Below are 12,769 nucleotides of genomic sequence, written 5' to 3'. Positions count from 1 at the left end.
ACCCGCTCCGGTTTCCGTCACCACATGGACGGTGTGCGGCCCGCCCACGGGCGGGCCCGCTCCAGCTGCGCCGACAGCGCGATCAAGGTGGCCTCGTCGCCGTACCGCCCGGCCAGCATCACCCCTATCGGCAGGCCCTCGGCGTTCCACTGCAGCGGGACGCTCACCGCGGGCTGGCCCGTGGCGTTGTAGAGCGCGGTGAACGGCGTGAACGCGCCGATGGCGGAGAACTCGGCCTGGGGGTCGGCGTCGTTGCGCAGCCCGCCGACCGGGGCCGGAGGCGCGGCCACCGTCGGCGAGAGGATCACGTCATAGCCGGTGCCCGGCGGCATCAGGCCGTCCGCGATGGACTGGGCGAGGATCCGGAACGCGTACATGGAGCGCGCGAAGTCCGTGCCGGAGACCTCCGCGCCGCGGGCACGCAGATGGCGGGTGAGCGGCATCAGCAGCTCCTCGCCCTCCGGCGGCACGGGGCGGCTCGCCGCCAGCACCGACCAGACGCGGGTGAACGCGAGGAGGATGCCGTCGTCGGACGGCAGGGACAACTCCTCGACCTCATGGCCGAGCCCGGTCAGCAGCGCGGCGGTGTCCGTGGTGGCGGTGCGGCAGTCGGGGTGGACCTCGACGCCGGGGACGGGCGCCTCGGTGAGGCAGGCGATCCGCAGCCGTCCCGGGTCCCGGCCGGCGTGCGCGGCGAAGGTCTCCCCGGGTGGCAGCGACGGGGCCGCGAACGGGTCGCCGGGCATGGCACCCGCCAGGACGTCCAGCAGGGTGGCCGCGTCGGCGACCGTACGGGCCAGTGGGCCCGAGGTGGCCAGGCCGGAGATGTCGTGCAGGAGCGGGCCGCCGCTGACCCGGCCGCGGCTGGGCTTGATGCCGAACAGCCCGCAGACGGAGGCCGGGATGCGGATCGAGCCGCCGCCGTCGCTGGCGTGCGCGACCGGCGCCAGACCGCCGGCCACGGCCGCCGCCGCGCCGCCGCTGGAGCCGCCCGCCGAGCGCGCCGGGTCCCACGGGGTGCGGGCGGGTGGCGCCAGGCCGTTCTCGGTGTAGCAAGGCAGCCCGAATTCGGGGGTGTTGGTCTTGCCGAGCAGGATCGTGCCGCCCGCCCGCAGCTTGTGGACGACATGGTCGTCGACGGTGGGCACATGCTCGGCCAGCGCCCGGGAACCCATCGTGCAGCGCACCCCGGCGACCTGATTGAGGTCCTTCACGGGGACGGGCACGCCGTGCAGCGGCGGGAGCGCCCGGCCCTCGCGGCGGGCGGCGGTGGCCTCGCTCTCGGCGTCCGAGGCCTGTTTGCGGGCGATCTCCGGGGTGCGGGTGAGGAACGCGCCGAGTGAGTCGTCGAGCCGCTCGATCCGCGTCAGATAGTGCTCGGTGAGTTCCACGGGGGAGAGCTCACCCGACCGGATTCCCTCGGCCTGTTCGAGCGCGGTCAGATCGTGCAGTTCGGCCATGGACGTCCACCCTCTCCAAACGGTGCCCGTACGGCCCTGGTGCCGTACGGGCGGGAGGGCCGACGCCGGCCCGGCGCGATGCCGGTGGGGGCGGTCAGCCCATGAACAGTTGTTTCAGTTTGAGGGTCAGCTCGTAAAGGCCGTATATGAACGGGATGCCCACCCAGAGCCAGACGAGGACGAACAGGAGGGCGCGGTGGGTGGTCACTGCTCAGCTCCCTTCGGGGCGGCGGGTTCGGCCGCGGACTGCCCGCCGGGCGCGGGCGGTTGATGGTGCCGGGGGTGCACGGGGCGGACCAGTTCGTTGGCGACGAAGCCCACCACCAGCAGGCCGATCATGATGAAGAACGAGGTGCTGTAGAGGTCCGGGCCGCTGCGGCCGGCGGACTTCTCCCCGTCGGCGATGGCGTTGACGATCAGCGGGCCGAGGACGCCGGCCGTGGACCAGGCCGTCAGCAGCCGGCCGTGGATCGCGCCGACCTGGTAACTGCCGAACAGATCCTTCAAATACGCCGGGATGGTGGCGAATCCGCCGCCGTAGAAGGAAAGGATCACCATCGCGCAGGCGATGAACAGCGGTTTGGAGGAGTCGCCGGCCAGCGCGATCAGCAGATACATCAGGGCGCCGGCGCCGAGGTAGAGCCGGTAGATGTTCTTGCGGCCGACCAGGTCGGAGGTGGAGGACCAGACGATCCGGCCGAGCATGTTGGCCAGCGAGAGCATGCCGACGAATCCGGCCGCCGCCGGGGCGCTCACCGGCGCCGCGGTGTGCGCGAAGAAGTCGGAGATCATCGGGGCGGCCTTCTCCAGGATGCCGATGCCCGCCGTGACATTCATGCAGAGGATGACCCACAGGCACCAGAACTGCGGGGTACGCAGCGCGCTGCGGGCCGAGACCTGTGCGGTGGTGACGAGCGGGCGGGCCGCCGAGGCCCCCGCGGGCGGTGCGGCGGGCGGCTGCCAGTCGTCGGCGGGGACCCGCACCAGCAGCACCCCGAGGGTCATGAAGACGGCGTAGACCAGGCCCATGACCAGGAAGGTCTGCGCGATGCCGGAGGCGTCCGAGCCGAAGGAGCCGAGGAGTTGGGCGGACCAGGGGGAGGCGATCAGGGCGCCCCCGCCGAAGCCCATGATGGCGATGCCGGTGGCCATCCCGGGCCGGTCGGGGAACCACTTGATGAGGGTGGAGACCGGGGAGATGTAGCCGATGCCCAGGCCGATGCCGCCGATGACGCCGTAACCGAGGACGACCAGCCAATACTGGCCGGTGGCCGCGCCGAGGGCGGCGACCAGGAACCCGGTGACGAAGCAGACCGCCGAGACGCACATCGCCCAGCGGGGACCGTTGCGTTCGACGAGGGTGCCGCCGAATGCGGCGGACAGGCCCAGCATCACGATGGCGAGCTGGAAGGGGAGCGCGGAGGCCGTCCCGGTCAGCTGGAGGGAGGACTCCAGGGGCGGCTTGAACACGCTCCAGGCGTAGGCCTGTCCGATGGCGAGATGGATGGACAGGGCGGCGGGCGGGACGAGCCATCGGCTCCATCCCGGAGGGGCGACGGTGCGGGAACGGGCGAGCGCGCGCATGCGGCGGAACGTACCTCGCACGTCACCGTCCCGGAAGACCATGTGCCGAAGCCGTTGCGGCGGCGACCAGTTGGGCGTTGGAGGCGGCCGGCCGGCCGTCGGGCAGCAGGAGGGTGTCCTCGATGCCGATCCGGGTGGCCAGGCCCAGTTCGCCGGCCAGTCGCAGCACCGGCCAGGCCCCGCCGTCCTCCCCGTGCAGCAGCACCGGGCGGCCGGGCGCGGCGCCGGCCACGGCGGTCAGCAGGGCGCGCGCGGTGGCCGGTGCGGTCCCGGCGCCGGTGTCGGTCACCTCGGCCAGCACCCGCAGCACCCGGGAGGCGAGCGGCGAGCGGGCGAACCGCTCCGCGCCGTCCGTGCCCGACCAGAGGCCGGCCTCGATGCCGATGCCACGCTCCAGCAGGGCCGCGGCGACGGCCTCGGCGCCCGGCTCGTGCCAGTTCACCGAGGCGTGGTCGGGCAGCGCCGTCCACGATCTGATCCGCTCCGCCCGGCGTACGGGATCCGGCTCGGCCCAGGCGCCGGTCGTCACCCCGACCGGGACCGCCACCACCGCCCGGATCGCCTCCAGGGCGGCGGCCACTACGCGCGGCGCAAGCGAATCCCGGCCGCACGGGGTCTTGGGATGGACGTGGACCTCCTCGGCACCGGCCGCCACCGCCTGGCGCGCGGCATCGGCGAGGGCGGCCGGCGACATCGGCACCGCTCCGGAATCGGCCGCTGTCCGGGCGCCGTTGAGACAGACCTGAAGCATGTTCCGATGATGACAGCAGGGTCTGACAGCGGCCCTGATCCCGTCCGTTTCGGGTGTGCGGCGGCGCCCGGCCGCTCCCCGGTGCCGGTCAGGCCGCCGCGAACGCCCCCGGCCCGTGCACCCGGCCCGCTGCGGTCAGCGCCTCGTGCGTCAGCACGGACACCGGGGCCAGCACCCCGCACTGCCGGCAGGCCGGCCCGGGTGCCGGGGCGTCCACCGACTCCGGGAGCCAGGCGAAGCGGGTGCCGCCGCACACCGGGCAGTCCCGGCGCGGCAGCCCCGTCTCCATCGCCACGATCATGTTGCGCAGCACCACCGCGAGGCGGGCCGCGGGGTGCCGTTGCGGTGACTCGCACGGCACGATGTCACAGCCGCCCCAGGTCCGCCGGTGCCATTCGTCGATGGCGCCGGGCTGCCGGATGCCGTCGTGCTTCTCCTTGCGGCGCCGGGCGGCGAACTCCTCCTCGTACGCGAGCCAGAGAGCACGGGCCTCTTCCAGCTCGGTCAGTGCGGCTACCAGCCGCTCCGGATCCGGATCGCGGTCCTGGGTCGCGATACCGGCCCGGGTGCACAGATGGTGCCAGGTCGCCCGGTGCCCGTAAGGGGCGAAGCGTTCAAGGCACTTGCGCAGGGCGGTGCGTCGCTGAGCCGCGACGAGTCGTGGATTGCGGACCTGTTCTGCGAGGGCTCTGAAACCGGCCATTTCATCCCACCTCCGTGGGGAGGATCCGACTGGACGGGGATGGGACGTAGCCGATCACCGACTGGATCCATCGAACTTTCTTGCGGTTTCGGGGGTGCGCTCCGGAGCCCTGTTCCGGGGTGGCGTTCCGGAGCGGCGCGGCGGCCCCGGCGGAATCTCCGGCGGAAGAGCAAAAGTTGACTGTTGTTCATCTTCCGGCCGTGGATAACCGCCGGTAACGTCCCGCCCACCCTTCCCCAAGCTCTTCACGAGCAGGGGGGACCCCCATCGAGGAGCAGGAATGCGACGACGTACCGGAAGGCTCAGGGCTGCCGCCGCGGCGGCCCTGTTCGCCTTGGGTGCCACGCTCTTGGCACCGCCCCCCACCGCGGCCGTGGCCGCCGCACCGTCCCCCACTCTCGACTTCGCTCGAGCGGGAGGTGCCCCCATCGCCAACGACTACTGCCAGGGCCGGTGCGCCGACATCCTGCCGCCCGGCGCCACCGGCAACGCCACCCTGATGGAGATCCTCGGCAACAAGCTGTTCGGCACCCACCCCGAGCACTCCACCGACCAACTCGCCCCGTACGGCGCGCTGGCGAGCGGCTATCAGTCGCTCACCGACGACACCCTCAACCGGTTCTTCAACGACGCTTCCTTCGGCGTGCCCCAGGACCAGGTCGGCAAGGTCACCACGCCCCGCAGCGACGTGACCATCACCCGGGACAAGAAGACCGGTGTGCCGCACATCAAGGGCACCACCCGCTACGGCACCGAATACGGCGCCGGTTACGCCGCGGGCCAGGACCGGCTCTGGCTGATGGACCTGTTCCGTCACATCGGCCGCGGCGAGCTGACCTCCTTCGCCGGCGGGGCGCTCGCCAACCAGGGCCTGGAGCAGCAGTTCTGGCCGCAGGCGCCGTACACCGAAGCCGATCTGCAGGCCCAGGTCGACAACATCCGCGACGCCAACGGCGAGCGCGGCAAACTGGCCATGGATGACGCCCAGGCCTATGTCGACGGCATCAACGCCTATCGCGAACAGTCCAAGAACGGCCGCTACTTCCCCGGCGAGTACGTCCTCACCGGCCATGTCGACGCCATTACGAACGCCGGTGAGATCCAGCCCTTCAAGCTCACCGACCTGATAGCCCTCGCCTCCGTGGTCGGTGGTCTCTTCGGCAACGGCGGAGGCGGCGAGGTCCCCTCCGCCCTCGCGCTGCTCTCCGCCCAGCAGAAGTACGGCGTCGAGAAGGGCACCGAGGTCTGGGAGTCCTTCCGGGAGCGCAATGACCCCGAGGCCGCCAAGACGCTGCACGACGGCAGCAGCTTCCCGTACGCCGTCAAACCGGCCAGAGCCAAGGGCGCGGCGCTGCCCGACCGCGGCTCGGTCACCCCGGAGCCGCTGGTCTTCGACCGCACCGGCGCGGCCACCGTCAAGAGCGGGACGCCGCCCCGGGACCCGGTCAAGGCCCCGAAGAAGTACCGGAAGCTGGAAGGTCTCTTCAAGGACGGGGTGCTGCCCAAGGGGAGCTTCGACCCCACCCAGCACCGAGGGATGTCCAACGCCCTGCTGGTCTCCGGCAAGCACACCGCGAGTGGCCACCCCGTCGCCGTCTTCGGCCCGCAGACCGGCTACTTCGCGCCCCAGCTGCTGATGCTCCAGGAGATCCAGGGGCCCGGTATCAGCGCCCGCGGCGCCACCTTCGCGGGCGTCGGGATGTACATCCAGCTCGGCCGCGGCCAGGACTATGCCTGGAGCGCCACCTCCGCCGGCCAGGACATCACCGACACCTACGCCGTGGAGCTGTGCAACGCGGACGGCTCCGCGCCCACCAAGGACTCCACCTCCTACCGCTACCGCGGCTCCTGCGTCCCCATGGAGAAACTGGAGCGCACCAACTCCTGGAAGCCCACCGTCGCTGACCCGACGGCGGCCGGCTCCTACCGGATGCAGGTCTTCCGGACGAAGTACGGGACCGTCACCCACCGCGCTACCGTCGACGGCAAGCCCGTCGCCTACACCGCGCAGCGCTCCACCTACCGCCACGAGGCCGACTCGATCATCGGCTTCCAGATGTTCAACGACCCGTCCTACGTACGCGACGCCAAGACGTTCCAGAAGGCCGCCGAGCACATCGGCTACGCCTTCAACTGGTTCTACGCCGACTCCCGTGACATCGCGTTCTACAACAGCGGCCTCAACCCGGTCCGCAACCCCGACGTCGATCCCTCACTGCCCGTCAAGGCGGACGACGCCTACGAGTGGAAGGGCTACGACCCGGCCACCAACACCACCGACTACACCCCGCCCGACCAGCATCCGCAGTCGGTGGACCAGGACTACTACATCTCGTGGAACAACAAGCAGGCCAAGGACTATGACTCGGCCGGCTTCGGCAACGGCTCGGTGCACCGCGGCAATCTGCTGGACGACCGGGTGCGCGCACTGACCAAGGACGGCGGGGTGACCCGGGCGTCGCTGACCCGCGCCATGTCCGAGGCCGCCGTCACCGATCTGCGCGGCGAGGACGTGCTGCCCGAACTCCTGCGGGTCCTCAACAGCAAGCCCGTCACCGACCCGAAGCTGAAGACCGCGGTCCAGCAGCTGGAGGCCTGGCGCGCGGACGGCGCGCAGCGCCGGGAGACCGCCGCGGGCTCACACACCTACACCCACCCGGACGCCGTACGCCTCATGGACGCCTGGTGGCCGCTGATGACCGAGGCCGTCTTCAAGCCGGGCCTCGGCGGCGACCTCTATGACGCACTGCGGGCCAATCTCGCCATCGACGAATCCCCGTCGGCCGGTCACGGCCCGACCGGGGCGCATGCCGGATCGGCTTTCCAGTACGGCTGGTGGAGCTACGCGGACAAGGATCTGCGGGCGGTGCTCGGCGACAAGGTGGCGGGCCCGCTCGCGCAGCCGTACTGCGGCAACGGTGAACTGGCCGCCTGCCGCGACACCTTGCTGGCCACGCTCCAGCAGGCGAGCGGGAAGACGGCCGAGCAGGTCTACCCGGGCGACGACAGCTGCAAGGCCGGCGACCAGTGGTGTGCGGATGCGATCATCCACCGCGCGGTGGGCGGCCTGACCCACGACACCATCAGCTGGCAGAACCGGCCGACCTATCAGCAGGTGGTGGAATTCCCGGCTCACCGGTAGCGGAACCGGGCGGACCGGTTCCGCGGTGGGACCGGCGGACCGGACGCCTCATGTGACCGGCGGACCGGACGCCACGGAACGGGCGGACCGTACGTACCCACAGCAGGCCCCGGGCGCGCGCCCGGGGCCTGTGCGCAGTCCTTTCCGGAGGCGGTAATTCCGGGCGGGGCACGGCCTTTTCGGGGACAACGCGTATGCATCCGGCCAATTCCGGAATAAATCCCAGATGGTTCCGGCCGTCCTCGGGGCGGGATTTCCCCAGGGGTTATGCTGCACAGTCCTGAATTCCGGGGATGGGAAAGCGAGTAGGGGCGGATGGCCTTGTCAGGTCCGCAGCAGTACCCGAAGGAGCTGCTGGATACCACCATGGACCAGCTGCGCACGCTGATCGTCGTCCACGAGGCGGGGACCGCGCTGGGCGCCGCGCGCCGGCTGGGCCGCGAGCAGTCCAGCGTGCAAAAGCAGCTGGACACCATGAACCGCACCTTCGCCACACTGTGCGGCGAGGAGCTGGTCCTCAAGCAAGGACGGGGAAGGGACGCCCTGTTCACGGCGACCGGCGAGGCGCTGGTCGGGATGGCGCGGCGCACGCTGGGGGAGTGGTCGGACGGTGTGTACGACGCCCGCCGCCGGCTCGGCCGGACGCTGTCCGTCGGCACCACCCGCTACACCCTCGGCTTTCTGCTGGACGCGGTGGAACGCGTCACCGAGGACTACGAGCGCGACGACGTCGATCTGAAGGTCACCCATGTCCGCACCGGCGATCTCTTCGCCAAATTGCGCTCCAAGGAACTCGACCTGGTCTGCGGCAGCGTCGTGGTCACCGAAAGCGACGAAGCGGAACTGCTGGCTCCGTACGAGGTCATGGAATGGCGGCGCAGCGGGCTCTCCCTGCTGACGAACCTGCCGCAGGAACGGCTCCCCGGCACCTCCTTCCGCGCCCGCGACCTGTCCCGGCTGCCGCTGGTCATCTCGGCGCGCGGTCTGATCGGCCGGTTCCTGACCTCCTGGTACGGCCCCGAATACCGGCAGAAGCTGACCGTCGCGGCCGAGATCGAGGCCGCGCACTACGGCTTCGAACTGCTGCGGTCGGGAGTGGTGAGCGGGGCGATGCTGGTTACCCGCGGCATCGGAGAGGCAGCCGCTGACGGCCGCCTCCCGGAGGCCGGCGGGCTGCGCACGCTGGAGATCGTCGGGGAGGTGGGCCCCCGGACCGAGGTGCTCGTCGGCGTCTTCACCCGCCGCGGGGAGCGGGACTCCTACACCCCAGGACACCCCCTCAACCTCCTGTGGAACGCGCTCTCCCGGGAGAGCGGCCGATGGTGGCTGAGCTCGTGAGCGCGCAGCGCCACCGGCTCCTCAGACCAGTTCCCGCTCCCGGGTCTCCGGCAGCGCCAGTACGCACAGCAGTGAGATGACCGCCATCGCGCTGACGTACCAGCCCACCGAGGCCGAGCCGTACACCGCCTGGAGCCGGGTGGCGACCAGCGGAGCCACCGCGCCGCCCAGGACGCCGCCCAGGTTGTAGGCCAGCGAGGCGCCCGAGTACCGCACCGTCGCGCCGAACAGCTCCGGCAGGTAGGCGCCCATCGGGCCGTACACCACCCCCATGCAGAACAGCGCACCACCGATGCCGAGGGCGATCAGCACCGGCTGTCCGGTGTCCAGCAGCGGGAAGAGCACCAGCCCCCACACCACCGCAAGGCCGCTCCCGGCGAGGATCAGCTTGCGGCGCCCGGCGCTGTCGGAGCGGGTGGCGGCGAGCCAGGTGCCGGCCGCCAGGAAGAGGCAGGCGACGAGGGAGAGCCCCAGCATGGTGTTGCGGGAGATACCGAGGGCGGCCGTGGCGTAGGAGAGGCAGTAGGTCGTGGCGGTGTAGAAGAGGCCGTACGCGACGATCATGCCGCCCGCACCCAGCAGGAGTTCGCGCGGGTGCCGGCGCAGCACCTCGACGGCGGGGACCTTGCCGGCCTCCTGGGCGTCCAGCACCTTTGCGAAGACCGGCGTCTCACTGATCTTCAGCCGTACGAACAGCCCCACACCGACCAGCAGGAACGACAGCAGGAACGGCACCCGCCAGCCCCACGAGCGGAACGCCGCATCATCGAGCACGGCCGACAGCAGCCAGAACACCCCGGTCGCCGCGAAGAACCCCACGGACGGGCCGAGTTGTGGGAAGGCCGCATACAGCCCACGGCGCTTGCGCGGCGCATGCTCGACGGCGAGCAGCGCGGCCCCACCCCATTCACCGCCCAGGCCGATGCCCTGCAGGAAGCGCAGCACGAGCAGCAGCAGCGGCGCCCAGACGCCCCAGGTGCCGTAGCCCGGGAGCAGCCCGACGCACGCCGTCGACAGCCCCATCAGCAGCAGCGAGGCGACCAGGACCGACTTACGGCCCACCCGGTCGCCGAAATGGCCGAAGATCACCGACCCGAGGGGCCGCGCGGCGAACGCCACCGCGTAGGTGGAGAAGGACGCGAGGGTGGCGTTGACCGGGTTGAGCGTCGGGAAGAACGCCTGGTTGAGGACGAGCGCGGCGGCCGTCCCGTAGATGTAGAAGTCGTAGAACTCGATGGCCGTCCCGATGAACGAGGCAACCGCCACCCGGCGCAGGCTCTCGCCGCCGTCGCCCTGTCCGGCCGTCTTCGCCGGCGAGGGCGCTGATGTCTGTGCTGCTGTCGCGTCGCTGCTCACCAGCGCACTTTCCGGCTCGGTGTAGGAGCCAGTCAATAGGCGAAATGGCCTGTCTCGGTTCCTGAGACCGAGACAGGCCCGGGCCGGTACCGGCCCAACACCCTTACGGGTAGCGCAGATACCGCCGCCGGACGGCACGGAAGCGGGCGAGGTGCTCCTGCCAGGCGGCGACGATCTCGTCCGGCCCGGCGCCCGCGTCGATCATCTTCCGTACGGTCGACGAACCGGTCAGCCGGTCGATGCCGTTGTCCGGCCGCCAGGCGAAGCCGCTCCAGACCCGCTTCGCGGTCACCAGGAGGCCGATGCCGGTGCGTACCGGGTCGAACGCCTCGCGGTCATGGACGTGCAGCTGGACGCCGCCGATCGTCTTGCCCTGGAACTTGGAGAAGGTGGGGGCGAAGTAGGCCTCCCTGAAGTGGACGCCGGGCAGGCCCAGTTCCGTGGCGGCAGCGGCCCACCGCCGGTCGATGCCGTCCGCGCCCAGCAGCTCGAAGGGGCGGGTGGTGCCGCGCCCCTCGGAGAGGTTGGTGCCCTCGAAGAGGCAGGTGCCGGAGTAGACCAGGGCGGTGTCGGGCGTGGGCATGTTGGGGCTCGGCGGCACCCAGGGCAGGCCGGTGGCGTCGTAGAAGTCGGTGCGCCGCCAGCCGGTCATCCGGACGGTCTCCAGCTCCACCGGGTGCCCGGCCGTCTGCGGCACGAACTCGCCGTTGAACAGCAGCGCCAGCTCCGTCACCGTCATCCCGTGCGCCTGCGCGATCGGCTCCCGGCCGACGAACGAGGCATACGCCTTGTCGAGCACCGGGCCGGTGGCCGAGCGGCCGGTGACCGGATTGGGCCGGTCGAGGACCAGAAAGCGCTTGCCGGCGAGCGCCGCCGCGACCATGCAGTCGTACAGCGTCCAGATGTAGGTGTAGAAGCGCGCGCCCACGTCCTGGATGTCGAAGACGACGGTGTCCACACCGGAGGCGCTGAAGATGTCGGCGAGTTCCCTGCCGCTCTTGTTGTACGTGTCGTAGACCGGCAGTCCGGTGGCCGGATCGTCGTAGCGGCCCTCGGAGCCGCCGGCCTGTGCGGTGCCGCGGAAGCCGTGCTCGGGGCCGAAGACGGCGGTCAGCCGCACCCGGTCGTCGGCGTGCATCACATCCACGATGTGCCGCAGATCCTGGGTGACGCCGGTGGGGTTGGTGACGATGCCGGCCTTGCGGCCGTCCAGGAGGCGGTAGCCGTCGGCGGAGAGCCGGTCGAAGCCGGTGTGCACCCGCCGCCCGCCGCCGTGCGCCGGCCGTGCCGCCCGGGCGGGTCCCGTGCCCGCGGCCAGGGTCGCACCGGCCGCTCCGGTCGCCGCCAGCCGCCCGAGCAGAACGCGTCTCGACAGAGCCATCCGCACACCTCCGTGATCAGGGAAACGACCGGGTCCGTGTCGTGTGCACGCTAACGCGCTCGGGGGTGTGGCGGAACGGACTTGGCCGGTACGGCATCGGGCTCTTCCGCCAGGACATACCGACTGGTTAGTCTGCCTGTCAGCCGAATCGACGCGACCGAGGGAGACCCAGCGTGGAAGCCGTACGGGGCAAGACCGTTGTCGTGACCGGGGCGGGCGGGGGGATCGGCGCCGCGTTGGCCCGCCGGTTCGCCGCCGAGGGCGCCCGGGTCGTGGTCAACGATCTGGACGAGGCCAAGGCGGCGAAGACCGCCGGGGAGATCGGGGCGATCGCTCTCGCCGGCGACGCCTCCGCCGTCGTCCCGGCCGCGCGGGAAGCGCTCGGCGGCGGCATCGACATCTTCTGCGCCAACGCCGGGGTCGGCACCGGCGGCGGGCCCGAGGCGTCCGACGAGGACTGGACGCTGGCCTGGGACGTCAACGTCATGGCACACGTCCGGGCCGCGCGCGAGCTGGTGCCGGAGTGGCTGGAGCGCGGCAGCGGGCGCTTCATCTCCACGGTGTCCGCCGCGGGCCTGCTCACCATGGTCGCCGCGGCCCCGTACAGCGTCACCAAGCACGGCGCCTACGCCTTCGCCGAGTGGCTCTCGCTGACCTACCGGCACCGCGGCATCGACGTCCACGCCATCTGCCCGCAGGGCGTCCGCACCGACATGCTGGCCGCCACCGGTGCCGCCGGGGACCTCGTGCTGACGCCGACGGCCGTGGAACCCGAGGACGTCGCCGAGGCGCTCTTCGCGGCGATGGCGGAGGGCCGCTTCCTCGTCCTGCCGCACCCGGAGGTCGCGGACTACTACACCGCGCGGGCGGCGGACCCCGACCGCTGGCTCGGCGGTATGAACCACCTCCAGCGGAAGTTGGAGCAGGCCGAGGGCCGCTCCTAGGGCGTGGCCGCACCGTCCCGCCGGGGCCGCGAGCCCCGCCGGGCGGGGGGGCCCCCCCCCGGCCGACCCGGGGGGCCGGCCCGGCCCGGCCCCCGGCGGTACCCCCCGGC

Annotated in this window: 10 protein-coding genes; 3 read left to right on the top strand and 7 right to left on the bottom strand. The window is 71.6% G+C overall.

What is annotated here, in order from left to right; translation table 11 throughout:
- Window positions 1-17: 17 nt before the first annotated feature.
- From ACWGI6_RS20185 to ACWGI6_RS20165, 5 genes are all read right to left on the bottom strand, one after another.
- On the bottom strand, window positions 18-1,460 hold the full coding sequence (locus tag ACWGI6_RS20185) for an amidase (protein ID WP_453268777.1): 1,443 nt from the start codon (window positions 1,458-1,460) through the stop codon (window positions 18-20).
- A gap of 94 nt (window positions 1,461-1,554) precedes the next feature.
- Window positions 1,555-1,668, bottom strand: a complete 114-nt coding sequence (locus tag ACWGI6_RS20180) for an MFS transporter small subunit (protein ID WP_453268776.1) — start codon at window positions 1,666-1,668, stop codon at window positions 1,555-1,557.
- Entirely contained in the window at window positions 1,665-3,044 is a 1,380-nt protein-coding gene (locus ACWGI6_RS20175; protein WP_453268775.1) for an L-lactate MFS transporter, read from the bottom strand. The genes ACWGI6_RS20180 and ACWGI6_RS20175 overlap by 4 nt, the downstream gene beginning before the upstream one ends.
- A gap of 22 nt (window positions 3,045-3,066) precedes the next feature.
- A complete protein-coding gene (locus ACWGI6_RS20170; RefSeq protein WP_453268774.1) occupies window positions 3,067-3,795 on the bottom strand; it encodes a 3-keto-5-aminohexanoate cleavage protein in 729 nt (242 codons plus the stop codon).
- 88 nt (window positions 3,796-3,883) lie between these two features.
- A complete protein-coding gene (locus ACWGI6_RS20165) occupies window positions 3,884-4,498 on the bottom strand; it encodes a hypothetical protein (RefSeq protein ID WP_453268773.1) in 615 nt (204 codons plus the stop codon).
- A 280-nt stretch (window positions 4,499-4,778) separates the two neighbouring features.
- Here ACWGI6_RS20165 and ACWGI6_RS20160 point away from each other — a divergent pair, with 280 nt between their 5' ends.
- Window positions 4,779-7,640: a penicillin acylase family protein gene (locus ACWGI6_RS20160; RefSeq protein ID WP_453268772.1), complete on the top strand. Its 2,862-nt coding sequence runs from the start codon at window positions 4,779-4,781 to the stop codon at window positions 7,638-7,640.
- A 315-nt stretch (window positions 7,641-7,955) separates the two neighbouring features.
- Window positions 7,956-8,978 (top strand): LysR family transcriptional regulator, encoded by a 1,023-nt coding sequence (locus ACWGI6_RS20155; RefSeq protein WP_453268771.1) that lies wholly within the window; start codon window positions 7,956-7,958, stop codon window positions 8,976-8,978.
- Between the two features lie 21 nt (window positions 8,979-8,999).
- Here ACWGI6_RS20155 and ACWGI6_RS20150 read toward each other — a convergent pair whose 3' ends face one another.
- Both ACWGI6_RS20150 and ACWGI6_RS20145 read right to left on the bottom strand, forming a co-directional pair.
- On the bottom strand, window positions 9,000-10,334 hold the full coding sequence (locus ACWGI6_RS20150) for an MFS transporter (RefSeq protein ID WP_453268770.1): 1,335 nt from the start codon (window positions 10,332-10,334) through the stop codon (window positions 9,000-9,002).
- Between the two features lie 103 nt (window positions 10,335-10,437).
- The gene (locus ACWGI6_RS20145) at window positions 10,438-11,715 is read right to left on the bottom strand and encodes an exo-beta-N-acetylmuramidase NamZ family protein (RefSeq protein ID WP_453268769.1); all 1,278 of its coding nucleotides are present in this window, start codon (window positions 11,713-11,715) and stop codon (window positions 10,438-10,440) included.
- Between the two features lie 173 nt (window positions 11,716-11,888).
- Here ACWGI6_RS20145 and ACWGI6_RS20140 point away from each other — a divergent pair, with 173 nt between their 5' ends.
- Window positions 11,889-12,659, top strand: coding sequence for an SDR family oxidoreductase (locus tag ACWGI6_RS20140; RefSeq protein ID WP_453268768.1), 771 nt, complete (start codon window positions 11,889-11,891; stop codon window positions 12,657-12,659).
- Window positions 12,660-12,769 lie beyond the last annotated feature (110 nt).

Source organism: Streptomyces sp. NPDC054786 (assembly GCF_053611685.1).
The sequence above is the reverse complement of the archived record's forward strand: the minus strand, read 5'-3'. Positions and strand labels throughout refer to the sequence as shown.

What these genes read in the sequence shown, in the direction of transcription:
- ACWGI6_RS20155 (WP_453268771.1), top strand. Translation starts at nt 7,956, where the DNA reads ATGGCCTTGTCAGGTCCGCAGCAGTACCCGAAGGAGCTGCTGGATACC.
- ACWGI6_RS20160 (WP_453268772.1), top strand. Translation starts at nt 4,779, where the DNA reads ATGCGACGACGTACCGGAAGGCTCAGGGCTGCCGCCGCGGCGGCCCTG.
- ACWGI6_RS20170 (WP_453268774.1), bottom strand. Translation starts at nt 3,795, where the DNA reads ATGCTTCAGGTCTGTCTCAACGGCGCCCGGACAGCGGCCGATTCCGGA.
- ACWGI6_RS20185 (WP_453268777.1), bottom strand. Translation starts at nt 1,460, where the DNA reads ATGGCCGAACTGCACGATCTGACCGCGCTCGAACAGGCCGAGGGAATC.
- ACWGI6_RS20165 (WP_453268773.1), bottom strand. Translation starts at nt 4,498, where the DNA reads ATGGCCGGTTTCAGAGCCCTCGCAGAACAGGTCCGCAATCCACGACTC.
- ACWGI6_RS20175 (WP_453268775.1), bottom strand. Translation starts at nt 3,044, where the DNA reads ATGCGCGCGCTCGCCCGTTCCCGCACCGTCGCCCCTCCGGGATGGAGC.
- ACWGI6_RS20145 (WP_453268769.1), bottom strand. Translation starts at nt 11,715, where the DNA reads ATGGCTCTGTCGAGACGCGTTCTGCTCGGGCGGCTGGCGGCGACCGGA.